Here is a 26,245-nt window from a genome sequence, read left to right on the forward strand (position 1 = left end):
ATGCCCGGTCCTTATGTCGTTCCCGTCCATGGCGATGCGGAATTGCCGAAAGAAGTCGATGTCGTCGTCATTGGCGGCGGCATTATCGGCACCTCCACCGCGCTTGAACTCGTCGATCAGGGGCTGCGTGTTGCGCTTTGCGAAAAGGGCGGTATCGGCCACGAGCAGTCGAGCCGCAACTGGGGCTGGGTGCGCATTTCCCGCCGCGATCCACGCGAGGTGCCCTTGATGGCAGAATCGCTGCGCATCTGGGCGGATCTCAATCGTCGTACAGGGCGGGAGACTGGTTTTAAGCGTTCCGGCATCGTCTTTACATGCGCAAACGAAAAGGAATTTTCCGAGCACGAACGCTGGAACCGCAATCTGGAAGGCTACCAGATTGAAAGCCGCATGCTGAGTGCAAAGGAATTCAAGGCGAAATATCCTCATTCCAACATGGATGTCGCCGGTGCGCTCTATACTGCCGGTGATTGCCGGGCCGAGCCGCAGCGCGCCGCGCCTGCCATTGCGGAAGCTGCCCGCGACCGCGGCGCTTTCATTCTGACCGAATGCGCCGTGCGCGGTCTGCAGCTCTCCGGCGGCAAGGTGTCGGGTGTCGTGACAGAGCGCGGTGAAATTGCCTGCAAGGCGGCGGTCATGGCGGGTGGCGCGTGGTCCAGCCTGTTTCTCGGCAACAACGGTCTCGATCTGCCGCAGCTTAAGGTCATGAATTCCGTGCTGCGCACAAAGCCGCTGGAAGGCGGCCCGGAAGAGGCAATCTGGTCGAACGGTTTTGCGATCCGCAAGCGCCTCGACGGCGGATATACGATCGCGAACGGCTTCCAGAACATCGTCGACATCGTGCCCGCATCTTTCCGTTATGCACTGAAATTCCTGCCGGCTCTGCGGCATGAGTGGCGCTCGCTCGACCTGCGCCTGACTGGCCGCTTTTACGATGAATGGCGCATTCCGCGCCGCTGGGCGCTCGATGAGGCTTCGCCCTTCGAATATAATCGCGTGCTCGATCCCGTTCCGGCCATGGACATGACGGACGGCGCCTTTGCCAAGCTGAAGAAAGCCTTCCCCGTTTTCGAAAAGGCCGAAATTTCGCAGCGCTGGGCGGGCATGATCGATGTGACGCCTGACGCTATTCCGGTCATCGACAATATCGACGCCATTCCGGGCTTTCACGTTGCAACCGGCTTTTCCGGCCATGGTTTCGGCATCGGCCCGGCGGCTGGAAAACTCATGGCTGATATCGTCACAGGCCGCAATCCGATTGTCGATCGTCGCGATTTCCGTTTCAGCCGCTTCAGCGACGGTTCGAAGATCGAACTGGTCAGCGGCTTTTGAAATGAGAAGTCCGGCGGTCAGGTGCCGCCGATCCTTTTGACGCATGAGGCAGGCAACTGCTGATGGGAGTAGTACCGCCCAAAGAGGCGGAAGCAAAAATAATCGTCGTGTTCAACCATCGGATCAAGGGGAACTAAAAAATGTCCGACCAGAACAAGCCGCTTATCAATACCACCCGCCGCCAGGCACTCGGCCTTTTGGCGCTCGGCGCATCCGGCGTCGTCCTTTCCGGTCTTCCGGGTTTTTCCCGCGCCATGGCGCAGGACAAGGCCGCCAAAGGCCAGCTCACGGTCGGCTTCTCGCAGGAGCCTACCGTGTTCAATCCACATATGCCGCATATTGAAGTAGACGAAGGCATCCATTTCAGCATCTTCGACCCGCTGTTTTATGTCGACGAGAAAGGTGCCTTCGTGGCAGCTCTCGCCGCCGAAGTGCCGACGGTCGAAAACGGCGGCATTTCCGCCGATGGTCTCAACTGGAAGGTCAAGCTGCGTGACGACGTCAAATGGCACGACGGCAAGCCGTTCACCGCTGAAGACGTAAAGTTCACGCTTGAACTTCTGGTCGATCCCAACTTCCGTTCATGGCGCAAGACCGGGCACGAATTCGTAAGGGATTTGACCGTGGTTTCGCCGACGGAAATCACCTGGAAGATGGAAAAGCCCTTCGCGCCCTATCCCTCGATCCTTGCTTCCACATTTATTACGCCGAAGCACCTCCTAGGTGCGGAAGCTGACCGCAATACCGCCGCCTATAACAACGCGCCGGTCGGAACGGGCGCATTCAAATGGAAGGAGCGGGTTGCGGGTGACTACATTCTGCTCGACGCCAATACCGAGTATTTTGGTGATGGCCCGCATATAGAGCGTCTGGTCTACAAATACGTACCCGACCTGAATGTGATGTACACCCAGTTCAAGACCGGCGACATAGACGTGGTGGGCCTGCAATGGATCACACCCGACCATTATGACGAGGCCAAGGATCTCGCCGGCAAGGTGGTCAACGTCGTGCCGGGCTCGACGATTGAATCCCTCTCGTTCAACATGGAACGTCCACAGTTCAAGGAGCCGGCGGTAAGAGAGGCGCTTTATGCGGCGATCGACAAACAATCGATCATCGAGGCACTTTATTACGGTTTGCCCACACCCACCGAAAGCTACGTTCCGCAGCAGTCTTTCTATTACAATCCAGATCTTCCCAAGCATGAATATTCCATCGAGAAAGCTAAAAAGCTGCTCGACGATGCGGGCTGGGCGCCCGGGGCGGACGGCATTCGCGCCAAGGATGGCGTGAAGCTCGCCTTCACCTGCTCCACGACAGCGGGCAATCACATCCGCGAACAGGTTCAGCAATACATGCAGCAATCCTTCAAGGATATCGGCGTGGAGATGACCATTTCGAACCTGCCGCCAGCTGTCATGTGGGGTGACTACTGGATGCTGTCGAAGTTCGATTCGGTTATCGTCGGGCTCGACTTCCTGACCGGCCCGGATCCCGATACCTCCGACTTCTTCCGCTCGACGTCGAGTGCTGCAAAAGGCGGCTCGGGCCAGAATACCTGGCAGTTCGTCAACAAGGACGTCGATGATCTTCTGGCCAAGGGCGGCAGTCTCTTCGTGCCGGAGGAGCGCAAGGCCGTCTACCTGAAGATCCAGGAGATCATGCGCAAGGAGCTGCCGCTGTTGCCGCTGTTCCAGTACGCGACGGTGCGTGGTCACAAGCAGGGCGTCGAAAACGTGAAGCCAAACGTCAATAACCGTATCGATACCTGGAACGTTGCGACCTGGCGTCTGGCGTAAAGCCTGCCGCAGACAGGGCTTTATGCCCGATCCATGTGAAGTGCCGGCTTTGAAGCAGCCGGCACTCTGACGGCTATTCGTGGATGGTGCTAGCCAGTTCCACGATGCGACCTGGAGTCTCATCATGCTGACCTTTCTTCTCCATCGGATATGGCAGAGCCTCGTACTTCTGCTGCTTGTCTCGATCATCGGTTTTGCCATCCTCAACCTCGCGCCTGGCGGGCCATTGTCGCAATTTGCCCTGACGCCCGGCATGACGCGGGAGGCGCTTGATCGCATCGCCCACCAGATGGGTCTCGATCGACCGTTGCCGGTGCAATATCTCGAATGGGCCTGGCGCCTGCTGCAAGGCGATTGGGGGAAATCCTATCGCGACCAACGTCCGGTTCTCGATATCATCTCCGGGCATTTGTTTGCGACCCTGCTGTTGATGGTCTCATCAACCGTCGTATCCATCCTTGTCGGCACTTGGATCGGTATCAAGGGGGCGACCAAACGTTACACGCTGTTCGATTACACCGCCACGGTCGGGGCCATGGTCGCGCTTTCAATTCCCACCTTCTGGTTCGGACTGGTGGCCATCTATGTTTTCGCGCTCAGGCTAAAATGGCTGCCGGCGGGCAACATGTATACGATCGGCGATCAGTCTTTTTATGACTATGCAATTCACCTGATCATGCCGAGCCTGGTACTCGCCCTCGTCAACATCGCCGTCTGGAGCCGCTACATGCGGACTGCGACGCTTGACGTCATCAATCAGGATTTTGTCCGCACCGCCCGCGCCAAGGGGCTGACCCCGCGCCGGGTTCTGATGAAACACGTCGTCGGCAATGCACTTCTGCCAATGATTACCCTTGCCGGTCTGCAGCTCCCGACGATTCTCGGCGGCGCCCTCGTAACGGAGACGGTCTTTACCTGGCCCGGCATGGGCCGCCTGTTCCTCGATAGCCTTGGTTATCACGACTACCCTGTCGTGATGGGGCTTCTGATGTTTTCCGCAATTCTCGTGCTCATCGGAAGCCTGCTCGCTGACCTCATGGTCGCTCTCGTCGATCCCCGCATCCGGCTCGGATAGAGCCGGATCGACGAAACGCCGCACTCAATCGAAGGAAAGACCATGTCCGCTGCAACCCTCCATCCCTCACAGGCCGCACCGCGGTTTCACTGGTGGCAGAACCGCACGCTGCGCCGTTTCGCCCGCCACAAGCTTGCTGTGCTCGGCCTCATCATGATCACCGTCATGATTTTCGCCTGCGTGGTTGGGCCCTATCTCTTGCCTTACGACGAATTGTTCATCGATCTGCGCGCCCGTTTTGCCCCGCCGATGACCGGTTACCATATTTTCGGCACCGATCCGCTCGGACGCGACATAGCCGCGCGCCTTTTCAATGCCGGCCGCATTTCACTGCTGGTCGGGTTTTTCGCCATGGTGCTGTCGACACTAATCGGCACCATCATCGGTGTCGTTGCCGGTTATTATGGCGGGCGCATCGGCGCGATACTGATGCGTTTCGTCGATGCCTTTCTGTCTTTCCCGAGTATTTTCCTGCTTCTCGCTCTGGCTGCTTTCGTCAAGCCGAGCCCGTTCATGATCACGGTTATCATTGCCGTTACGAGCTGGATGGAAATTGCCCGTCTGGTTGAAGCGGAAGTGCGGTCTCTGCGCGAACGCGACTTCGTCATGGCAGCCCGTATGCTGGGCCTGCCTAATGGCTGGATCATGTTCCGGGAACTGCTGCCGAATGCTGTCGGCCCCATCATCGTTGCCGCGACCCTGACGGTCGCGCGTGCCATCCTTCTGGAGGCCTATATCAGCTTTCTCGGTTATGGCATTCAGCCGCCGCTGCCGAGCTGGGGCAATATGCTGAACGGAGCCCAGCAATATCTCGACAAGGCGCCCTGGCTCGCCATCGTGCCGGGCGTCGCCATCACGCTTGCCGTCACCAGCTTCAATTTCATCGGTGATGGGCTTCGTGATGCGCTCGATGCGCGCAGCGACCTGAACTGAAGGTTTCGGTAGATGGTTTCGTTCTCACCCTTTGACGTGACACTGTGGTATGCGACCGCGGCTTCAGCACCGCATACGGAGCCTCTTTCGGGTCGCGTGCAGGCCGATGTCTGCATCGTCGGCGCGGGTTATACCGGTCTGACGACCGCATTGGAGTTGGCGAAAACCGGCATCAATGTCGTGCTTCTGGAGCGGCAGGAAATCGGCTTCGGCGGTTCGGGCCGCAATGCCGGACATTGCACCCCGACCTTTACCCATTATAGCCTACCAGAGCTGCGCAGGATGCTGGGCGAGCCCTGGGCGGAACGGCTGATCGAACGGCAGACGCGGGCGAATGACCGCGTCTCGAGCATGATCCGCGACTATCAGATCGACTGCGAATGGGTACAGAACGGCTATGTGATGGGCGCACCGCATAAGGGCGCCATGGATGAGATCAGGCGCAAGGTCGAGACCTATAATGCGGTGGGCGCGAAAACCCGGCTGCTCGACCGTGACGAGGTGGAAGCGGCCACCGGCAGTCCGCGTTTCGACGGCGGCTGGCTGCACGAAGAGGCAGGTCACCTCAATCCGCTCGGTTACGCCCGCGGTCTCGGCCGTGCTGTCATCCAGGAGCGCGGAAAGATATTTACCGGCTCGGCAGTGACGGGTTGCGAACGCGACATAACCGGAGGCTGGAAGGTCAAGACCGATCGCGGAGAAGTGGTCGCGTCGAAAGTGATCTTTACCACTGGCGCTTATACGGTTGGTGGTTGGCCCAAGCTGGATCGAACCTTCAAGATTCAACGCGTGTTCGTTGCTGCCACGCAAATTTTGTCCGAAGAAACACGCCGGACCGTCCTGCCGCAGAACACGACCATTCATGATGGTCGCGGCGATATCTACGTCTACAAATACAATGCCGAAGGCCGGATCGTCGCATCGATGTTTCCCATGGGACGCCGCGGCCGCGACATGGCCTATACGAGACAGGTCATGAGCGAACGGCTCAAATGGCTGCATCCAAAGCTCCGGGAAGAGATCCGCTGGGAGTATTTCTGGTTCGGCGAACTCGATATGCAATATCGCACCGTACCGCGGTTTTATGGTCTCGCGCCGGGCGTTGTGGCTTTGACCGGTCTTTCGGGCCGTGGTGTGCCGACCGGCTCGATGCTCGGTTCCATTCTTTCGGAATGGGCGCTTGGCAAGCCGGAGAACGAGCTTGCCCTGAAGCTGGAACCACTGAAGGCAGCTCCCTTCTTTATGGGTTTCGCACCCGCAATGGCGCTGCGTTACTACCGGCTGCGCGACAACATATCCACGAAACTAGCTGGGGCGGAACTGCCGCCCCATGCCTGAACCGGCGCGGCCCCAAGGTCCGTGCCAACATTGACAAAGCAAGGAGAATTCCCGTGACCATGCCGATTTTCAATATTTCCGATGACGTGGATCTTGTTCCGGCCATGCCCGCCGAAGGCCGTGAAGGCGGTTCGTATCGTCGCCAGATATGGCAGGACCAGATCGAAAATGGCACGATCGTCGCAGTCTGGAAGGCCGAGCCCGGCATCTACAACTATCCGGGTCGTGACCTCGAGGAAACTTTTGTCGTCGTTGAGGGTGAGGCAATGTATTCGCAGGCCGAAGCCGAACCTGTGAAGATCGGTCCCGGATCGATTATCAGCATCGCCAAGGGCGTGCCAAGCCGCCTCGAAATCCTGTCGCCGTTCCGCAAGCTCGCAACTGTCATCCCGAAGCCGTGAGGTTTGGGGGAGGGGTGCCTGCAGACTTAAGGCGGGCTGTGTCCTGTATTCGCGGCACGAGGATTTAGATCTCGCCGATCTGTCTTTCGTCACAGCAATCCGGTGCAACGCTGATGGTCCGACAATCAAAGATCTAAAGAAACAGGGCTCCGAGGAGACGCAGAGCCCTGTTTGCGTTCAATGGTTTGGGAAGCAGCTGGTGCAAAACAGGCCACTCATTTGAAACATCCTTGTGACCGTCATCCCTTTTCCAGCGCCAGCCGGTGCGAAAAAGCGGTGCCAGGGCCAGGGCGTTGATCCCTTGCTTATGGGGGCGTGCATCGGACATACTTGCACTCGAACCACAAAGGACCAAGGGCAAGACGAGCCAGCGACGTTAGTGCCGGCTCGCGGAGCCATGCGGGAAGATTTTACCTCATGAATACGCGATTTCTCGAAACTTTCCTCTGGGCTGCACGACTGAACAGCTTTTCGGCGGCCGCGGAACGGTTGAATACCACCCAGGCGTCGGTGTCCAACCGAATTGCCGCCCTCGAAAGGGAGCTTGGCGTCGTGCTTTTCACGCGCGATGTGCGCTGCGTCAACTTGACACCTGCTGGTCGTCTGGCGCTGCAGCATGCCGAAAAGATCGTCAATCTGACCGGTGAGTTCCGACAGATCGTGAGTAGCCGGGAGGCGCTGAGAGGCACCGTGCGCATCGGTGCTGCCGACACGATCGTCTATGCCTGGTTACCGCTGCTCATTCGCCGCATGAACGAACGTTACCCCGGCGTCAGCCTGGATCTGACCATCGACACCAGCCTGAAACTATCCCAGCGCATTCAAAACGGTGAGGTGGATGTCGGTTTCATCATGGGGCCGATCATGGCTGCAAATATCTACAATTCACCGCTCTGTACGTTCGAGTCCTGTTGGGTTGGCGCGGTTGAATTGCCGCTGCCGGAAACGGGCGTCACACTCGAAGATATCGCGCATTTTCCGTTACTTACCTTCTCGACAGGCTCGCAGCCACATCAGGCGTTGCGCGCGTTGCTCGATTCTCACGGGTTGTCCGACAGCCGCATCTATAATTCCAATTCGCTGTCGATCATGACCCGCCTTGTGGCCGCGGCCGTTGGGGTGGGCGCTTTACCGCGTGTGCTGGTGGACGGCATCATCAAATCCGGTGAGGCGCGTATTCTCGACATTAGTCCGTCAGTACCGCCCCTCACATTTCACACCGTTTATCAGGAGCGTGGCGACAACGCGATTGCCCGGGCCATTGCCGATATGGCGACGGAAATCGTCAGTGAAACCACCACGCAATGGATGACGGCTGCCGCCTAAATTTTGCGCTGCAGCGCAAAATGATTAATCTATAAGCTTACCTTATGGGTTTCGATAGAGTTTTTCCGTTTGTAATGAAAACAGTTCCCGTTCTTAATTCTCCTCGCAACATGAGAGGAGAGCAACGTGAAAGTCTCACTTGTTCAAATGAATACCCAGAATGACAAGGCAGAAAACCTTAAGGTTGCTGCCGATCTTATTGAGAAGGCAGTCAAGGCGGACAATCCTGACCTTGTTGTTCTTCCGGAATACTTTGCATTTCTTGGAGATAATCCCCAGGAGATGCATGAGAGCGGGGAGGAATTCCCTGACGGCGAGATTTACACGCTGCTCTCGGGGCTGGCCAAGAAGCACGCGATCACGCTGCATGCCGGCTCCATCGTCGAGAAGGAAGGCAATCGATTTTACAATTCGACGCTCGTTTTCGGGCCGGATGGCAAACAGATCGCGCGTTACCGCAAGATGCACCTGTTCGACGTCGATACGCCAAACGGCATCAGCTACCGCGAATCCGACTCCGTTGCCCGTGGCGAAGAAGTCGTGACCTACAAGGTTGGCGACAAGACGGTCGGTTGTGGCATCTGCTACGATATTCGCTTCCCTGAACTGTTTCGCGCCCTGCGGGACAAAGGTGCAGACGTCATCGTTCTGCCAGCGGCCTTCACCCTGATGACAGGCAAGGACCATTGGGAAGTTCTGGCGCGCGCCCGTGCCGTCGAAACCCAGACCTACTTTCTGGCCGTCGGCCAGATCGGCACCCATGCGGGTGGCAAGAAGGCATGCTGGGGGCATTCCATGGTCATCGATCCGTGGGGCCACATCGTCGCCCAATGCTCCGACAGCGTTGGAACGGCCGGTGCCGTCCTTGACTTCGACTATTCGGCCAAGGTGCGCGCCAACGTACCGGTGGCGAACCACCACGTTCTCTGATCGGAGAAAGACTCAATGTTTATCGCCAACCCCATGCCCGAACAGATCGGTGCCGACATCATCGAGCTTCTTGAGAAGGTCGAAGTCGCAACGATCGGTCACGTGCTTCACTCCGGCTTCGTCGATCCTGAAATCCGCGCCGTCCTTCCGGGCAAACGTGTGGCAGGCACTGCCGTCACGCTGCGCATCCCCAATGCGGATTCGACCATGCTCCACTATCTGTCGCAGTTCGTGCGTCCCGGGGATATCGTCCTCATCGACCGTTGCGGCGATACCCGTCACGCCTGCTGGGGCGGTGTTATCACCAACACCATGAAGATGGCCGGCGTTAAGGCCGGCGTCGTTGATGGCCCGGCGACCGACTTCTCGGAGTTCGCCAAGGTCGACATGCCGATGTGGTGCCGTGGTCCTTCGCCCATCACCACCAAGATCCTCGGCCTCGAAGGCGCGATCAACGTTCCGATCAGCGTCGGCGGCCAGGTGATCAATCCGGGTGATGCGATCCTGTGCGATGAAAGCGGTGTTGTCGCTCTTCATCCAAGCCAGGCTCGAGCCATGGCTGAACGCGCCATCGGCATGCAGGAAGCCGAACTCGTGCTTCTGGAGCGCCTGCGCAACGGTGAGAAATTGCCGGACATTTCTGGCGCCAACAAGCTCGTTCAGGCCAAGCTGAGCGCCTGACATCGTCTTATGGGTGGCGGATCAGTCCGCCACTCCAAATAACAATAGAGGAGAACAGGACAATGAAGAAAACAATACTTCTGAGTGGGATTCTCATGCTCGGCGCGGCCGCTCTGCCGGCGCACGCCCAGCAGACCGTGACGTTCCTCGGCTATAGCGGCCTTTTCCAGGAGCGTTACACCAAGGCCGTCATCGAACCTTTCATGGCGGCTAACCCTGATATCAAGATCGAATATTTCCCGCAGCAGGGCTCTGCTGCAATGCTCGGCTCGCTGCGCGCCCAGAAGGCTGCGCCGCAGTCCGATATCGCTCTGATGGACGTCTCCGTCGCCAAAACAGGTACGGACGAAGGTTTGTTTGACAAGATCGACGAAAGCGTAACCAAGAATGTCGCCGACCTCTATCCTAATGCCCGCTTCGAAGGCGTGGCCGGGGTTGGCGTAACGTTCGACAATCTCGTGCTCATCTACAATACCGATGCCATCAAGACGGCTCCCGACAGCTGGAACGCTCTGAAGGATAGCGCCCTCAAGGGCAAAGTCGCCATGCTGAGCGCGCCCGATATCGTCGGTATCGGTACCACCATCATCATGGACCATATGAATGGCGGGACTGATTTCATCAAGAACATCGATGCCGGCATCAATGCTATGGCTGAAGTTGCTCCAAATGTGCAGACCTGGGAGCCGAAGCCGGAAGTCTATCCGAACGTTGTCAACGGCCAGGTTTCGCTGGGCGTGGGCTGGAACGCCCGTAGCCAGGTGAATGCTGACGGTTCCAAAGGCAAGATGAAGGTGGTTCTTCCGAAGGAAGGCACGATCCTCCAGATCAACACGCTCAACCTCGTCAAGGGTGGTCCGTCATCCGAGGCTGCGCGCAAGTTCGTTGATTATGCGCTGAGCCCGGAAGCCCAGGCTGCCTTTACCGCCGCCATGTATTATGCGCCGACCAATTCCAAGTCCTCTGTCTCTGCCGATGTGAGTGAGCGCACGGTCGTCAAGGCGATGGACAAGGTCATCCCGGTGGATTGGATTGGCCTCTCGAAGGTCCGCGACCAGATTACGCAGGACTGGCGCCGCAAGGTCATTCCCCTCAGCCGTTGAGACTTCTGCGCAGAGCGCAAAAAAATGAAAGGACTTCCGCGGCTCCCATGGCAGTCGCGGAAGCAGCATACCAAAACACTCGGATCATCTCCTCTGAAGGCGCTGGGGCGGAAGAGGTGGGAGCCGACGCGGACATGCATTCCGAGCGGGGCCTAGGCCTGCACTAGGGGAGGCACCGCGGAACGGCGCAGCGATTTTTCGCGGCGCTTGCGTAGATCAAGGGCCAAGGCATTTCCGATTCCCTGCGGGTCGGAGATGTTCTGGAGAAAGGCAAGAAGCCAGAATGGGAACTTCAGATACCATGCAGCCAGGATTCCTCTCGATTCGTTCACTGACCAAGCGCTACGAGACAATCGTCGCCGTGGATAATCTCAATCTCGAGATTCCCAAGGGCGAACTGGTTGCCTTCCTTGGTCCTTCCGGCTGCGGCAAGTCGACGTCGTTGCGCATGATTGCAGGCCTCTCTCCTGTCTCCTCGGGGTCTATCCTGATCGACGGCAAGGACGTGACGAAACTTGCGCCTTATAAGCGTGACATTGGCCTCGTTTTCCAGAGCTACGCGCTCTTCCCCCACATGACGGTCCTCAAGAATGTCATGTTCGGTCTTGAAATGCGCAAAGTGCCTGCTGCCGAGGCGGAACGCCGTGCCCGTGAGGCCATTGCCATGGTGCGTCTGGAAGGGCGCGAGGACCGTCGCCCCGCCCAGCTTTCCGGAGGCCAGCAGCAGCGCGTCGCACTGGCGCGCGCCCTCGTCATTCAGCCGTCCATTCTCTTGTTTGACGAACCTCTTTCCAATCTAGACGCAAAGCTGCGCGACGAGATGCGCGCCGAGATTCGCCGTATCCAGAAACAGCTTGGCATCACTTCCATCTTCGTCACGCATGATCAGGTTGAGGCGCTCAGCATGTGCGACAAGGTCGCTGTGCTCAATGGCGGGCACCTGGAACAGCTTGGCACGCCGCACGATCTCTATGAGCGCCCGGCCACGGCATTCGTCGCCTCCTTCGTCGGTCGCACCAACAGGCTGGTCGGCAACGCCGCCGGTGACCGCATCACGGTTGGCGATGCGGTGCTGCGAGCGCCCGGTGCGCACAGCGGTAAGATCGACCTGATGGTACGGCCGCATCGCATGGCCATGACCGTCGCTGGCGACGCCGTCCCCGATTTCGACGGAGCGCCCGTCAATCGCATCGCCGGCGAAGTCCGCGATGTCTATTATGCCGGCGACATCCTCCACTACGAGATCGCCGCTGGCGGGCAGACCCTGTCCGTGGAACGCGCGACCTCCGGCGGTGAAACGCCGGTCGCGGCAGGCAGCGCGGTCAGTCTCGTCTGGCGCGTGGAGGATACTCTGGTCTTCGGAGCAAACCGATGACGGCGGCGGTCATGATCACGGCTCCCGGTGGCCGTACCTCTTCCATCGTGTTTCTCGCAACCCTTCTTCTTGGACCCATCATTGCGGTCAACGGTCTGGCCTTCGTGTTGCCCGTCTTCAACCTGCTGCTGCTTTCCTTCCGCGAAAGCCTCGGCGGCGGCGGTCTCGGTGAAGCCCATACGCTCGACAACTGGTCGTCGACACTGACCGACGGTTTTTACATCGAGCTGATTGGTCAGAGCATCCTGACCAGCCTTATGATCACCGTTCTCACGCTGCTCGCCTCCTATCCCATCGCCCTCTACCTTCACCGGGCGCAGGGTCGCTGGAAAACGCTTTTGCTGGTGCTGGTCATTTCGCCGCTGCTCACCTCGGCGGTGGTGCGCACTTATGGCTGGATCGCAATCCTGGCGGATGACGGCCTCATCAACAACATCCTCTTCGCACTGGGCGCGCAAGGCGGGGTGCGTCTGCTGTTCAACAAGATCGGCGTCGTCATCGGGCTTACCGAAATCCTGATGCCCTATATGATCCTGGCGCTCCTCGCCGGCTTCGGCAGGCTTGATCCTCGCGTCGAGGAAGCTGCGGAAACGCTCGGCGCATCGCCCTGGAAAGTGTTCTGGCGGATCATCGTGCCGCTCACCATGCCCGGCGTGGCCCTGGGTTGCCTGCTCTCCTTCGTGCTGGCCGTCAGTTCGTTCATCACTCCCAAGCTGCTCGGCGGTGGCCGCGTCTTCCTTCTGGCAACAGAAATCTATGATCAGGCCATCGTGACGCTCAACTGGCCACTCGCCGCTACGCTTTCGATGATCATCCTCGTGATTTTCGGTGCCGCCCTGGTGCTCTATTCCCGGCTTCTGCGGGCCATTCTGTAAAGGAGATCGAAGATGGAAGAACGTCCCGCTCCGCTGGCGCTGAAAATTGTCGCCTTCATCATGTTCCTTTTCCTCCTTGCGCCCGTGGTGCTCGTCGTGCCGATCTCGTTTTCGGCCGACAGCTACATGACCTTCCCACCCTCCGGGTGGAGCCTGCGCTGGTATGTGGATCTCATGCACAATTCCAAGATGATCGGCGCCCTCGGCACCAGCACGCTCCTTGCGGTCATCGTTACCGTGCTGTCCATGCTGATTGCGCTGCCCGCCTCCTATGCCATCGTGCGGATGCGGGTGATTGGCGCGGATACATTGCTCGCCTTCTTCACCGCGCCGCTTCTTCTGCCGACCATCGTTCTTGGCCTTGCGATCCTGATCGTCTTTGCCGGTGCGGGCCTGCTCGGTACATTCACGGGTCTGGTGATCGCGCATCTGATCATCGTGTTGCCCTATGCGCTGCGTGTACTCACCACGTCGCTTGCGGGCCTGCCGCTGATCTACGAGGAGGCCGCGTCCACGCTCGGGGCGTCACCTCTTACCGTCTTTCGCCGCGTCACCATGCCGATGATCGCGCCTGGCATCGTTGCAACAGCAGCGCTTTCCTTTCTCGTCTCGTTCGATGAAGCCGTGATTTCGCTGTTCCTCACCGGTCCGCGCATCACGACGCTCCCCGTTGCCATGTATCAGCATGTCGAAACCCAGGCTGATCCGCTTGTTGCCGCCATCTCCGTTCTTCTGATCGTGCTCACGCTTGCCGTCGTCCTGATCGTGGACCGCACGGTGGGCCTCACGAAGACTTTCGTGAAGTAAGGGGCCGGAAAAATGGCTTATCGACAGATCGCAGCCGGCACGACCTATCGTTTCGACGATCTGAAAACCCTGATGGCAAAGGCGACGCCGGAAAGGTCCGGTGACCAATTGGCCGGGATCGCGGCGGAAGGGCCGGTGGAGAGACTGGCGGCGCAGATGGCGCTGGCCGATCTGCCGCTTTCCACCTTTGTTGCACAGGAATTGATCGCCTCGGACGAGGACGAGATTTCGGCCCTGATCGCGCGCCAGCACGACGCACTGGCCTTCGCGCCGGTGTCTTCTCTGACGGTTGGTGAATTTCGCGAGTGGCTGCTCAATTCCAAGGTCGGGCACGCGGAACTTGAAGCGGTAAGTTGGGGTCTGACACCGGAAATGGTGGCGGCAGTCTCCAAGATCATGCGTCTGCAGGATCTCGTGACGGTATCGGCCAAACGGGAAGTCGTGACCCGTTTTCGCAACACTATTGGTCTTTCCGGCCGCCTTTCCACCCGCAACCAGCCAAATCATCCGACTGACAGTTCCCGCGGCATCGCCATCTCGGCCATTGACGGGTTGCTGCTGGGGAGCGGCGATGCGGTGATCGGTGTTAACCCGGCCACCAGCGCTGTGACGGACTATATCCGCGTCGTGCAGTTGCTTGACGATCTGCGGCAATGGCTGGACATTCCAACCCAGACCTGCTGCCTTGGCCATGTGACGACGGCTATCAAGGCGATGGAGCGCGCTGCACCCGTCGATCTGGTTTTTCAGTCGATTGCGGGTTCCCAGAAGGCCAATGCGGGCTTCGGCATTGATCTTGCCGTTCTGCGAGAGGCTCATGAGGCTGGTCAGTCGCTGAAGCGCGGAACTATCGGCAGCGACCTCATGTATTTCGAGACGGGGCAGGGGGCTGCCCTGTCGGCCGATGCGCATTTTGGTGTCGATCAGCAAACGATAGAGGCGCGTGCCTATGCCGTGGCGCGCGAATTCTCGCCGCTTCTGGTGAATACCGTCGTCGGCTTCATCGGTCCGGAATATCTCTATAATGGCAAGCAGATCATTCGCGCCGGGCTTGAAGATCATTTCTGCGGAAAGCTGCTTGGCCTGCCGATGGGTGTCGACGTCTGCTACACCAACCACGCCGATGCCGACCAGGAAGACATGGACGTGCTGCTGACCATGCTGTGCGCCGCTGATGTGAACTTCGTCATTACCGTGCCAGGCTCGGACGACGTCATGCTGAACTACCAGACGCTTTCCCATCACGATTCAATCTATGCCCGCGAAACGCTGAAGCGTCGGCCTGCGCCGGAGTTTGAGGAGTGGCTGGTGAATATGGGCGTGACGGATGCCGCCGGCCATATGATCGAGAACCCTGCGCTGATGAACCGCGGGCTTCGCGAACTTGATTTTCTTGGAAGGGACGCCGCCTGATGCGTGACCGCCGGCCCTCCCTCATCTCCAGCCCGCCGGAACGTCTCAAGGCCCTGCGTGTGGCAACCGATGCACGCGTGGCGCTCGGCCGCACGGGTGCAAGCCCGCCCACGCGCGCGGTACAGACATTTCTGTTGGATCATGCGCAGGCGCGCCAGGCAGTGTGGCGTCCGCTGGACATTGAAAAAATGGAGCGTGACTTGCGCGCTTCGGGTGCGGATGTCGTGCATGTCGCAAGCCGCGCGCAGGACCGTGCGGATTACCTGCGCCGACCCGATCTCGGCCGTGCTCTTTCAGACGAAGGCCGTCTGGCGCTCGACGGGCAGGCCAAGGGAGCCGATGTCGCATTGGTAATCGCCGACGGGCTTTCCGCAACGGCTGTGGAGATGAATGCAGTGCCGGTGGCAACGGCATTGCTTAATTTACTTGCAAGCAACGGACTGACGGTTGCGCCGCTCACACTTGCCACGCAGGCACGGGTTGCGCTGGCGGATGATGTGGGAGCCGTGCTCGGCGCAAAGGTGGCGGTGATCCTGATTGGCGAGCGGCCGGGCCTTTCGGCAGCCGACAGTCTTGGCGCCTATGTCACCTTCAGGCCGGAGACCGGGCTGCCGGATTCCCGACGCAACTGCATTTCCAATATTCGTGATGGTGGCGTGCCGCCCGTCGAAGCCGCGGGGAAGATCATGACCCTGATCAGCGCCATGTGCCAGCAGGAGACAAGTGGCGTGACGCTGGTTGAATTCGAAAAGCCGCTGACGGCTTTGTCCGACTAGAAACAAAGCAGATCTCATTCATAGCCACGAACCGGCAAGGTGCATCGGCTCGATCCGTTGCGCCTGTTGATTTCGCTTTCGAACCACGAAAATAAAGGCAAGTCCATGGTCCAGAGCCTCTCCACAGCATTCGACGTCGCCGTCATCGGTGCCGGGGTGGTCGGCTGCGCGGTTGCCCGTCGTTTCGCACTGGCTGGTGCAAAGGTCGTGATCATCGAGAAGGGGTCCGATATTCTTTCCGGGGCATCGAAGGCCAACAGCGCTATCCTCCACACCGGCTTCGATGCGCCTGAAGGCAGTCTGGAACTGGAATTGGTGAAGGCAGGCCGGGCAGAATATCTGTCCATCCACAAGCAGATGGGCCTTAGCCTCGTTGAAACCGGCGCGTTGGTCTGTGCGTGGAATCCCGACGAGGCGCAAAGCCTGGAGGCGATCGCCGAGCAGGGGCGACGCAACGGCATTGCCGAGCTCGGTCTGCTCACGGCCCGGCAGGCCCGGGAATCCACGCCCGGCTTGTCCCACCGTCTTGTCGCAGCACTCGAAGTTCCGGGTGAACATGTCATCGATCCCTGGTCCGCGCCGCTGGGCTATCTTACGCAAGCGGTGGCGCTTGGCGCGCAGCTGGTGCGCAACGCCGAAGTCCTGTCCGGTGCGTTTGATGGCGCGTGGCAGATAGAGACGACGGCGGGTTTGATCCTTGCGGCGAGCGTTGTCAATGCGGCCGGATTGTTCGGCGATATCGTCGATGCGCGGCTGGGGCTTGTCCCAGACTTCACCATCAAGCCTCGCAAGGGACAATTCGTCGTTCTCGACAAGGCCGCCCGTCGGCACGTGCCGCGCATCGTCCTGCCCGTTCCCACCGAAATCACCAAGGGCATCGTTGTGTGTCCAACCGCCTTCGGCAACGTTCTCGTCGGCCCGACGGCGGAAGAACAGGATGACCGCGAGCGTGCGACGGTAGAAACGGCGGCGCTGGAAGCGCTGCTGACGCGCGGCAGGGAGATCGTTCCGGCACTCGCCTCCATTCCCGTGACCGCTATCTATGCCGGCTTGCGCCCGGCCTCCGAGAAGAAACATTACCGGATTTCCGCACGGCCGGACCGGCGCGCGATCACGCTTGGCGGCGTGCGATCCACCGGTCTCAGTGCGGCACTTGGTCTGGCGCAGCACGCTCTGGCGCTTCACGAAAGTTTCGGCACGCGCTTCATGCCCCCGCCCGCAGTGCCTCATGTGACGATGCCGAACTTGAGCGAAACCTGCGAGCGGGACTGGCAGCGCGCTGATCATGGCGAAATCGTCTGCCATTGCGAGCTTGTCACCCGCCGTGAGATCGAGGCGACATTTTCCAGCCCGGTGCCGCCGGGTGATTTCGGAGGTCTGCGGCGGCGCACCCGCGCCGGCATGGGGCGCTGTCAGGGATTTTACTGCAACGCCCGGCTGGCCGCGATGACGGGCGACCGTCTGGCTGTACCGCTTGCGGTCCGTCCGGGAGACGATCGATGAGCTCCCGGAAGCCTTTTCAGCAGACGCAAGAAAACATTCGGGATGCAGATGTAATCGTGGTCGGCGGCGGCCCGGCGGGCGTGGCGGCAGCGCTGGAGCTGAAAGCACGCGGTGTTGCGCGTGTAACGATCCTCGAGCGTGAGCCAGCCCTTGGCGGCGCACCCCGTCATTGCACACATTCGCCTTTCGGCATGCGCGAATTCGGACGCGTTTATTTCGGCCCGGCCTATGCGCGACGTCTGCAGCGGCAGGCGCAGGATGCGGGCGTTGATGTCCGCACCGGTCATTCCGTGGTGGAACTCGGACAGGACGGTACGCTGCTGGTTACGTCTGCGCGCGGCGTGGAAACGTTGAAGGCCCGGCGCATTGTGCTGGCGACCGGCGCGCGGGAAAAACCACGCTCAGCGCGGCTCCTGCCGGGCGACCGGCCGGTGGGAGTGATCACCACCGGCACGCTGCAATCCTATGTCGCCTTTCACGGCATCATGCCCTTTCGCCGGCCGCTTATCCTTGGTTCGGAACTGGTTTCCTTTTCCGCGCTTCTCACATGCCTGACGCATGGCGCGCGGCCGGTGGCGATGATCGAGCCTGAGCCGGAACCGCTGGCGCGGTCGCTTTTCCGGTGGTTTCCCCGATTGGTCGGAGTGCCGTTTTATTGCCGCGCAACACTTGTGGACATTCGTGGGAGCGGTCGTGTCGAGGAGGCCGACATCCGGCTGGCAGATGGCCGTATCCTTACCGTCAAGTGCGATGGTGTTCTCCTCACCGGGCGGTTCACGCCGGAGGCAACGCTTCTGAACGCATCCCCTGTTGATGTGGCGGCAGGCAGCGATGGCCCTACGATCGATCAGGACGGCCGGATGGCCAACCCGATGTTCTTCGCCACGGGGAACGTATTGCGGGCCGTGGAAACGGGTGGCTGGTCGTTTCGCGAAGGCCGCCGCGTGGGTGCTGCCGTTGCCGACGATCTCACCCGCGAACCCTGCAACGCAAAGGCAGCGCGTATCGCTTTCGCCGACCCGCTCAAACTCGCGGTACCCACCATGGTGCGATCGGGGGGACTTGACCGGCCGGCTTTTCCCGATTTTCAGCTGCGCTTCATCAGACGTGTTCAAGGCAGGCTTTCGCTTCATCTTGATGGAACGGAAGTGTGGAGCAAGTCCGGCCGGTGGCTGCCGGAACGCCGTGTGCTCGTGCCCATTCCCCGCGCCGCCGTTGAGGCGACCCAGATTGCCTTTCACTTTCAGGAGACGAATTGATGCGCATAGCGGCGATCGATCAGGGAACGACGTCGACCCGATGCCTTGTGATAAGCGACGATGGCACGGCGCAACTCGTCTCAAGCCTGCGTCATGCACAGTTCTATCCAAACCCCGGCCATGTGGAGCATGATCCGGAAGAGCTGTTGCGCAACATCCGCGCGGTACTGGCCGATGCCGGGCCGGTAGATGCGATCGCGATCGCCAACCAGGGCGAGAGTTGCCTGGCGTGGGATGCCGAGAGTGGGGAAGCGCTTTCGCCGGTCATCGTCTGGCAGGATGCCCGCACCGCCGAAGCCCTGGCCGCTCTGCCCCAATCGGCTGCGGAACGATCGAAAGAGATTTGCGGATTGCCGCTCGATCCCTATTTTTCGGCGAGCAAGCTGTCGTGGTTGCTAAGGCACAATCCGGCGGTGGCACGGGCGAGAGCCGAAGGGCGGTTGCGCCTGGGCACCACCGACGCATTCTTTCTGGATCGGCTTGCAAGCTGTTTCCGCACCGACCTTGCAACGGCCTCGCGGACGGGACTGCTTGATCTGGCAACCGGTGCCTGGAGCCCGGAACTCTGCGCTCTTCATGGGGTGCCGCTGGATTGCCTGCCCGCAATCGGTCCTGTTAATGGCGGCTTCGGTTTCATCGAGGGAACGCCCATTCGCGTTTCCATCGTCGATCAGCAGGCAGCGCTTTATGGGCACGGCTGCCGCAAACCGGGCGATTGTAAGATAACCTTCGGCACGGGCGCCTTCCTGTTGGCCATCGCTGGTCAAGAACGCCCATTGGCGGGGGAGCTTCTGCCCACCATTGGCTGGCAGAAGCAAGGCGGCGCGGCCATTTTCGCCATAGAAGGCGGGGTTTATGACGCCGGTGCCGCGCTGGAATGGGCGCGAAAGATCGGCCTTTATGTTGACAATACCGAACTTGACGGTTTTGAGGGTTCATCGGCCGTTCGTCGTGGACTGGTGTTCGTGCCCGCATTTTCGGGCCTTGCCGCGCCATATTGGGATAGACAGGCCGTACCGCTTTTCATCGGCATGGACCACGCAACGGCGCGGAGTGACATGGTGCGCGCCCTGCTTGAGGGCATTGCGTTGCTGACGGTTCGGTTGATCGAAGCCGCGCAGACTTTCGTTCCCATCGGTGATACGATTTCGATAGATGGCGGCCTGTCGAACAGTCGCTATTTCGCCCGTTTCCTGGCCGCTGCCAGTGGTCGGACCATCTGCGTTCCGGCCATGCGCGAGTTGACGGCGCTTGGTCTCGCGGAACTGTGCGATATAGATGTAACCGCCATGCGAAAAGATGCCGAGATATTCAAACCCGACGGATCGGTCGAAGAAGCGGATCACGCTCGCTTTGCACGCGCCATAGGCAATGCGAGGGGCTGGTCGCGCGGTTGATGTCCACTTGGAATAGCCGGTTCATCGGCAATATCGGTGTGATCCAGAACGGCCGCCCGCTCTAGCGGCGGCTTGGTGGCTGAGCGTGTTGTTCCTGCAACCCAAAACCTCCACGCGCGGCGCGGCTTAAATTACCAAATCTTTAGTTGTGTACCAGTTCGCCAATACCTAGCTTTATGGCGAGGCTGCATCCGTTGTGGATATGAGCAAGGAACCGGTAAGCCCGTTTCCTGTTGTTATCCAGGAACAGAGCCTTGGTTCAAGGTCGAGATACCCCGTCATGACTGTTCAGGACTGCAATTCGCGCCACTTTCGTCTGCCTCATCAGCGTAACCGAGACATTTCATGATGCGCACCGGACTGGATTTTGCACCGGGCGCGCCTGGCATAGAAGCGCGCTGGACGTCGAGCGCCAAAAACGGGGTCGGCACTGCGCTGTCGGAAGCATCGCCTATCTGGTTCACGCTCAGCCACGGCATTCTGAACGAGGTCTATTATCCGAGGATAGACAGTGCCTGCACCCGCGATCTCGGTTTTGTTGTCACTGGGCCTGAGGGTTACTTTTCCGAAGAAAAACGCGACTGCGTATCCGTCACCCGCCCTTTTAAAAGTGGAATTCCGGCATTTCACATTACCAATACGGCGACGGATGGCTCGTTCAGAATCGAGAAACAGGTGATCAGCGATCCCGCGCGGGCCAGTGTTCTTCAGCAGCTTTCGTTCATTCCCCTGAAGGGACAAATTTCGGATTATCGCGTGACTGCGCTGCTGGCACCTCATCTCGTCAATGCAGGCAATCTTAACTCGGCTTGGATTGGCGACTATGAGGGACATCAGGTCCTCTTCGCGACCGGCCGTTCACGATATCTTGCGCTTGTCTGCGATCTGCCCTGGCGGGCAGTCAGCGCCGGTTTCGTGGGTGTTTCCGATGGTTGGCAGCAGTTGCATCGGCACGGACGCATCGTTGAAGAGTACCAGCGAGCCGATGACGGAAATGTCTCGCTGGCAGGTGAGATTGACTTCAGTGGTGTCAATGGCGCGGCAACATTGGCGCTCGGCTTTGGCGAGACGGAATATGAAGCGGCTGCGGCGGCCGTTTACAGTCTGAAGCATGGCTTTGAACGGGCGCACGAGGCCTACGTTGCCAACTGGCGCAACTGGCAAGACCGGCTGGAAACGCTCGACCGCGATACGCATCACGGCATCAATTCCTATCGGGTGTCGACAGCAGTGCTCGCCGCACATCGTGCCGCTGACCGGCCTGGCGCTGTTGTTGCAAGCCTGTCGATCCCATGGGGAGCATCGAAGAGCGATGACGATCTCGGTGGTTATCATCTGGTCTGGCCGCGCGATCTGGTGGAAGCGGCCGGCGGATTTCTGGCGGCCGGCGATCACCACGAGGCGCTGGCGATCCTCAATTATCTTCGTCAGGTGCAGCAGCCATCGGGTCGCTGGCCGCAAAATCTCTGGCTGGATGGCAAACCCTATTGGCCGGGCGTCCAGATGGATGAATGCGCCTTTCCGATCCTGCTGGCGGATATGCTGCATCGACATGGTCACCTGGATCATGCCACGCGGGCGGATTTTATGCCGATGATCCACCGCGCCGCAGCCTATATTCTGGCAAACGGCCCGACGACCGGGGAGGACAGGTGGGAAGAGGATGCCGGCTACAGTCCCTTCACCCTTGCCGTCGAGATCGCTGCGCTGCTTGCCGCTGCCGACCTTATCGATATGGACGGTGATGCTGCCGTAGCCGTACATCTACGGGAAACGGCTGATTGCTGGAACGAGCAGATCGAACAATGGACCTTTGCCGGTGACGAGACATTCTGCGCCGCGCTTGGCATTTCCGGCCACTATGTTCGCATCGCTTCGCCTGACGCGACCGACGTAGCTCGACCAGTCGGCGATACGCCCATCCGCAACCAGACGCCGGACCGTTCCACGCTGCCGACCAGCGACGTCATCAGCCCCGATGCGCTTGCCCTTGTTCGCTTCGGCCTGCGCGCGCCTGACGATCCGCATATTCTCGCGACGATCAAAGCAATCGACCATTGCCTGCGTGCCGATCTGCCGCAGGGGCCTGTATGGTATAGATATACGGGAGATGGATATGGTGAGCACGCCGATGGAGCAGCATTCGACGGCACCGGGCAGGGGCGGCCATGGCCGCTTTTGACCGGCGAACGCGCCCATTACGAGCTTGCTGCGGGAAGGCGGGAGGTGGCCGAAGCGCTGCTGGTAACGCTGGAGAAATCGGCCGGTGGAAACGGCCTTTTCCCCGAGCAGATCTGGGACCAGCCCGACATCCCCGAATACGAGCTTTTCTACGGCCAGCCCTCAGGAAGTGCGATGCCGCTGGTCTGGGCGCATGCTGAACATATCAAACTTCTGCGGTCGCTTGCAGATGGTTCCGTTTTCGACATGCCCCCGCAGGGTGTGGAACGCTACATCATCAACAAGACACCGTCGCACCTTCGGATCTGGTGTTTCAATAACAAGATTGCCGGGATACCGGCCGGCAAGATGTTGCGGCTCGAACTGACGGATGATGCTGTCGTGCACTGGAGTGCGGATGGCTGGGTGACGACCAGCGACACCAGAACGATTGCTTCCGGCCTTGGCACATATTTCGTCGACTTGCCCGTTCAGGATATGGCGGCGGGCGACGCAATCGTTTTTACTTTCTTTTGGCCAAACACAGGGAATTGGGAAAACCAGGATTTCACCGTTCGCCTCGGCGAATGAAGTACATATCGCGCATTGGACAAATGGAGTGTCAGTATGCAGATCGGAATGGTTGGGCTTGGACGAATGGGCGCAAACATGGTGCGCCGTCTTCTGAAACAGGGTCATGATTGCGTGGTCTTCGACGTCAATCTCGACAATGTCGCAGCATTGGTGAAGGAAGGCGCAGTTGGCGCGACCTCGCCGGACGACCTGGTCGCGAAGCTGTCACCGCCACGCGCCGTCTGGCTAATGCTGCCCGCGGCAATAACGCCGAAAATTGCTCGTGACTTTGCCGCCAGACTGCAGGCGGGCGATGCCATCATCGATGGCGGCAACTCCTTCTACCGGGATGCCATCGATTTGGCGGCGGAATTTGCGCCCCGTAGCATCGACTTCATCGACACCGGTACATCCGGTGGCGTCTGGGGTCTGGAGCGCGGCTATTCTCTGATGATCGGTGGCCCTTTGGGTGCCGTGCAGCGGCTCGATCCGATTTTTGCCTCCCTTGCTCCCGGTGCGGGCCAGGGCATCGCGGCCGATCCCGTCACCGGCACGGCGCCAATGGGATATTTGCATTGCGGACCGTCAGGCGCAGGGCATTTCGTCAAGATGGTTCATAATGGCATCGAATACGGTGTTATGGCCGCCTATGCGGAAGGCCTGAATATCTTGAAGGCAGCGAATGCCGGCACGCAGCACCGGGAGGCCGATGCGGAAACGGCGCCGCTCGCCCACCCGCAATATTACCAGTTCGACATCGATCTTCCTGCCGTGACGGAGGTCTGGCGGCATGGGTCCGTCATCGGCTCGTGGTTGCTCGATCTGACGGCGGAGGCGCTGAAGCAGGACCCTCATCTCGACCAGTATGGCGGGCGGGTGTCAGATTCAGGCGAAGGGCGCTGGACCCTTCAGGCGGCCGTCGAAACGGGTGTTCCTGCGCCTGTTTTGGCTTCTGCCCTATTCGAGCGCTTCTCCTCACGCGGTGAGGCGGAGTTTGCCGGCAAGGTACTCTCGGCCATGCGCAATGCCTTTGGTGGCCATCTGGAAAAAGCAAAATGAGGGCGCCGGCCATGGATAAGCAGCGATCGGACGTGCTCGTGGTGTTCGGTGCCACCGGCGACCTTGCCTACAAAATGATCTTTCCTTCCCTTTACGCCATGGTGAAACGCGGCGCGCTTCAAACGCCAGTCATCGGTGTCGCCTTCGATGACTGGTCGCGCGATCAGCTGATCGCAAGGGCGCGCGACGCGGTTACCAGCCACGTCGACAAGATCGATGAAGCCGTCTTCGAAAAATTCGCTTCTCAACTGCATTACGTGTCCGGCGACTACCGTAACGAGGCGACATTCGAAAAGCTGCGCGCCGCACTCGGTGACCACGGTCATCCGCTTTATTACCTCGCCATTCCGCCGTCACTGTTTGAAACCGTCGTGACCGGGCTTGATAAGGCCGGGATAGCCGCCTCGGCACGATTGATGGTGGAAAAACCGTTCGGCCGCGATCTTGCCACGGCGGAGGCGCTGAACCAGTCGCTGCACGCGGTTTTCGAAGAGGACGCCATTTTTCGTATCGACCATTTTCTCGGCAAGGAGGCGATTCAGAACCTTCTTTATTTCCGGTTCGTCAATGCCTTTCTTGAGCCGGTCTGGAACCGCGATCATGTTGAAAGCGTGCAGATCACCATGGCCGAGGATTTTGGCATCAAGGGACGCGGAAAGTTTTATGACGAGGTTGGATGCATCCGGGATGTGATCCAGAACCATCTCATCAACGTGCTGTTGCTACTGGCCATGGAGCCACCGGCAACAAGCGCTTCGGATGATCTTGTCGATGAGAAAGTGCAGATCCTCAAAGCCATGCCACCGCTCAGCCGCGAGGATGTAGTGCGTGGCCAGTTCGACGGTTATCTCGATGAACCCGGCGTTGCGCCCGGCTCAAGCCGCGAGACCTTTGCCGCCGTGCGGTTTCGCGTGGCCACATGGCGCTGGAACGGCGTGCCTTTCTTCATCCGCGCCGGAAAGAACCTGCCTGCCCATGCAACCGAAGTTGTGGTGCGTTTCAAGCGGCCGCCGATAGCGCTTTTCGGCGATGTTGAGGCGGCGGCCGCAAATTATGTGCGCTTCCGGCTCGGGCCAGATATCGCCATCGGCATTGGCGCGCGCCGCAAGGCTGCCGGGGACGGTATGCTCGGCGAGGCGGTGGAACTGGGCGCTGTCGATGACGGCATCGGCGACATGGCGCCTTATGAACGGCTGATCGGCGATGCGATGGCAGGCGAACGCCAGCTTTTCACCCGTCAGGATGCGGCAGAACTCGCATGGAAAATCGTTGAGCCCATTCTCGACGACCCGGCCGTGCCGCCACGCTATGCCGTAGGAAGCTGGGGTCCGGTCGAGATGGAGAGTTTCGCGCCGCCAGGCGGTTGGGTTGATCCGGAGTGACGCCCATGCCGGCAAATACCACGGACGGTAGTTCAATGACACAGGATCGGATCGTTCTAGCGATCGATATCGGCGGCAGCCACGTCAAGATCCGCTCAAGTGCAGGTGGCGACGAGCGCAAGGTCGAAAGCGGCAAGGCGATGACTGGACCAGAAATGGTCATAGCCGTAACCGCCATGGCGAAAGACATGACCTATGACGTCATCGCCATGGGATATCCCGGTCCGGTCGTCCACAACAAACCGCTTCGCGAACCGGTCAATCTGGGTACAGGCTGGGTCGGTTATGATTACGCCGGCGCTTTCCGCTGCCCCGTTCGTATCGTTAACGATGCGCTGATGCAGGCAATCGGCTCCTATCAGGGCGGGCGCATGTTGTTTCTCGGTCTCGGAACAGGCCTGGGAGCTGCGATGATCGTCGAAAACGTGGCCCAGCCGATGGAGATCGCTCATCTTCCCTATCGGAAGGGCAAAACGTACGAGCACTATCTCCGAGAGGCGTATCGCGAAGAGAAGGGCAATGCCAAATGGCAAAAGCGCGTCACTGATGTCGCAGAGCGTCTGACTGCCGCCCTTGAACCGGATGAGGTGGTCATCGGCGGCGGTAATGTCGAAAAACTCGATACCCTGCCGCCCGGATGCCGCCGCGGAGACAATGCGCTTGCTTTCGAAGGCGGATTCCAGCTGTGGAAGAACCCGAACCTCATCGTCTAGCCGGTCAAATATGCCAGGTAGGCTGCTGCTTC

The 26,245-nt window shown here is 59.6% G+C and carries 22 protein-coding genes; all 22 read left to right on the forward strand.

Going from position 1 to position 26,245, the window contains the following annotated elements; genetic code table 11:
* A complete protein-coding gene (locus T18_RS18475; RefSeq protein ID WP_035199278.1) occupies positions 1–1,332 on the forward strand; it encodes an NAD(P)/FAD-dependent oxidoreductase in 1,332 nt (443 codons plus the stop codon).
* 140 nt (positions 1,333–1,472) lie between these two features.
* Positions 1,473–3,134, forward strand: a complete 1,662-nt coding sequence (locus T18_RS18480) for a peptide ABC transporter substrate-binding protein (RefSeq protein ID WP_003517694.1) — start codon at positions 1,473–1,475, stop codon at positions 3,132–3,134.
* A 124-nt stretch (positions 3,135–3,258) separates the two neighbouring features.
* A complete protein-coding gene (locus T18_RS18485) occupies positions 3,259–4,209 on the forward strand; it encodes an ABC transporter permease (protein WP_013761327.1) in 951 nt (316 codons plus the stop codon).
* A 42-nt stretch (positions 4,210–4,251) separates the two neighbouring features.
* Positions 4,252–5,142: an ABC transporter permease gene (locus T18_RS18490; protein WP_003517690.1), complete on the forward strand. Its 891-nt coding sequence runs from the start codon at positions 4,252–4,254 to the stop codon at positions 5,140–5,142.
* A gap of 12 nt (positions 5,143–5,154) precedes the next feature.
* Positions 5,155–6,480 (forward strand): NAD(P)/FAD-dependent oxidoreductase, encoded by a 1,326-nt coding sequence (locus T18_RS18495; RefSeq protein ID WP_038493656.1) that lies wholly within the window; start codon positions 5,155–5,157, stop codon positions 6,478–6,480.
* Between the two features lie 59 nt (positions 6,481–6,539).
* On the forward strand, positions 6,540–6,881 hold the full coding sequence (locus T18_RS18500; RefSeq protein ID WP_153793293.1) for a cupin domain-containing protein: 342 nt from the start codon (positions 6,540–6,542) through the stop codon (positions 6,879–6,881).
* Between the two features lie 417 nt (positions 6,882–7,298).
* Positions 7,299–8,207 (forward strand): LysR family transcriptional regulator, encoded by a 909-nt coding sequence (locus T18_RS18510; RefSeq protein ID WP_003517687.1) that lies wholly within the window; start codon positions 7,299–7,301, stop codon positions 8,205–8,207.
* A 147-nt stretch (positions 8,208–8,354) separates the two neighbouring features.
* A complete protein-coding gene (locus T18_RS18515; protein ID WP_003517686.1) occupies positions 8,355–9,137 on the forward strand; it encodes a carbon-nitrogen hydrolase family protein in 783 nt (260 codons plus the stop codon).
* 15 nt (positions 9,138–9,152) lie between these two features.
* Entirely contained in the window at positions 9,153–9,818 is a 666-nt protein-coding gene (locus T18_RS18520) for an RraA family protein (RefSeq protein WP_038493653.1), read from the forward strand.
* A gap of 62 nt (positions 9,819–9,880) precedes the next feature.
* Positions 9,881–10,921 (forward strand): ABC transporter substrate-binding protein, encoded by a 1,041-nt coding sequence (locus tag T18_RS18525; RefSeq protein WP_003517684.1) that lies wholly within the window; start codon positions 9,881–9,883, stop codon positions 10,919–10,921.
* A 301-nt stretch (positions 10,922–11,222) separates the two neighbouring features.
* Positions 11,223–12,296, forward strand: a complete 1,074-nt coding sequence (locus T18_RS18530) for an ABC transporter ATP-binding protein (protein WP_019566397.1) — start codon at positions 11,223–11,225, stop codon at positions 12,294–12,296.
* On the forward strand, positions 12,293–13,171 hold the full coding sequence (locus T18_RS18535; RefSeq protein WP_003517681.1) for an ABC transporter permease: 879 nt from the start codon (positions 12,293–12,295) through the stop codon (positions 13,169–13,171). Before T18_RS18530 ends, T18_RS18535 begins: the two co-directional genes overlap by 4 nt.
* 12 nt (positions 13,172–13,183) lie before the next feature.
* Complete coding sequence (locus T18_RS18540) at positions 13,184–13,978, forward strand: ABC transporter permease (protein WP_013761321.1); 795 nt, start codon at positions 13,184–13,186, stop codon at positions 13,976–13,978.
* Between the two features lie 12 nt (positions 13,979–13,990).
* Positions 13,991–15,391 carry an ethanolamine ammonia-lyase subunit EutB gene (locus T18_RS18545; protein WP_038493648.1) on the forward strand — a complete coding sequence of 467 codons (1,401 nt, stop codon included), beginning with the start codon at positions 13,991–13,993 and terminating at the stop codon, positions 15,389–15,391.
* Positions 15,391–16,167, forward strand: a complete 777-nt coding sequence (gene eutC, locus T18_RS18550) for an ethanolamine ammonia-lyase subunit EutC (RefSeq protein ID WP_038493646.1) — start codon at positions 15,391–15,393, stop codon at positions 16,165–16,167. Before T18_RS18545 ends, eutC begins: the two co-directional genes overlap by 1 nt.
* A gap of 105 nt (positions 16,168–16,272) precedes the next feature.
* Positions 16,273–17,670, forward strand: coding sequence for an NAD(P)/FAD-dependent oxidoreductase (locus T18_RS18555; RefSeq protein WP_038495754.1), 1,398 nt, complete (start codon positions 16,273–16,275; stop codon positions 17,668–17,670).
* Positions 17,667–18,929 carry an NAD(P)/FAD-dependent oxidoreductase gene (locus tag T18_RS18560; protein WP_046205615.1) on the forward strand — a complete coding sequence of 421 codons (1,263 nt, stop codon included), beginning with the start codon at positions 17,667–17,669 and terminating at the stop codon, positions 18,927–18,929. Before T18_RS18555 ends, T18_RS18560 begins: the two co-directional genes overlap by 4 nt.
* On the forward strand, positions 18,929–20,326 hold the full coding sequence (locus tag T18_RS18565) for an FGGY family carbohydrate kinase (protein WP_038493643.1): 1,398 nt from the start codon (positions 18,929–18,931) through the stop codon (positions 20,324–20,326). The genes T18_RS18560 and T18_RS18565 overlap by 1 nt, the downstream gene beginning before the upstream one ends.
* Positions 20,327–20,671: 345 nt before the next feature.
* Positions 20,672–23,077 (forward strand): glucan 1,4-alpha-glucosidase, encoded by a 2,406-nt coding sequence (locus T18_RS18570; protein ID WP_038493641.1) that lies wholly within the window; start codon positions 20,672–20,674, stop codon positions 23,075–23,077.
* 36 nt (positions 23,078–23,113) lie between these two features.
* Positions 23,114–24,118, forward strand: a complete 1,005-nt coding sequence (gene gnd / locus T18_RS18575; RefSeq protein WP_013761314.1) for a phosphogluconate dehydrogenase (NAD(+)-dependent, decarboxylating) — start codon at positions 23,114–23,116, stop codon at positions 24,116–24,118.
* Between the two features lie 11 nt (positions 24,119–24,129).
* Entirely contained in the window at positions 24,130–25,500 is a 1,371-nt protein-coding gene (gene zwf, locus T18_RS18580; protein WP_038495748.1) for a glucose-6-phosphate dehydrogenase, read from the forward strand.
* A 35-nt stretch (positions 25,501–25,535) separates the two neighbouring features.
* Complete coding sequence (locus T18_RS18585) at positions 25,536–26,213, forward strand: ROK family protein (RefSeq protein ID WP_038493638.1); 678 nt, start codon at positions 25,536–25,538, stop codon at positions 26,211–26,213.
* Positions 26,214–26,245: the final 32 nt, after the last annotated feature.

Origin of the sequence: Rhizobium sp. TBD182 (assembly GCF_001950375.1) — a bacterium.
Classification (GTDB): domain Bacteria; phylum Pseudomonadota; class Alphaproteobacteria; order Rhizobiales; family Rhizobiaceae; genus Agrobacterium; species Agrobacterium tumefaciens.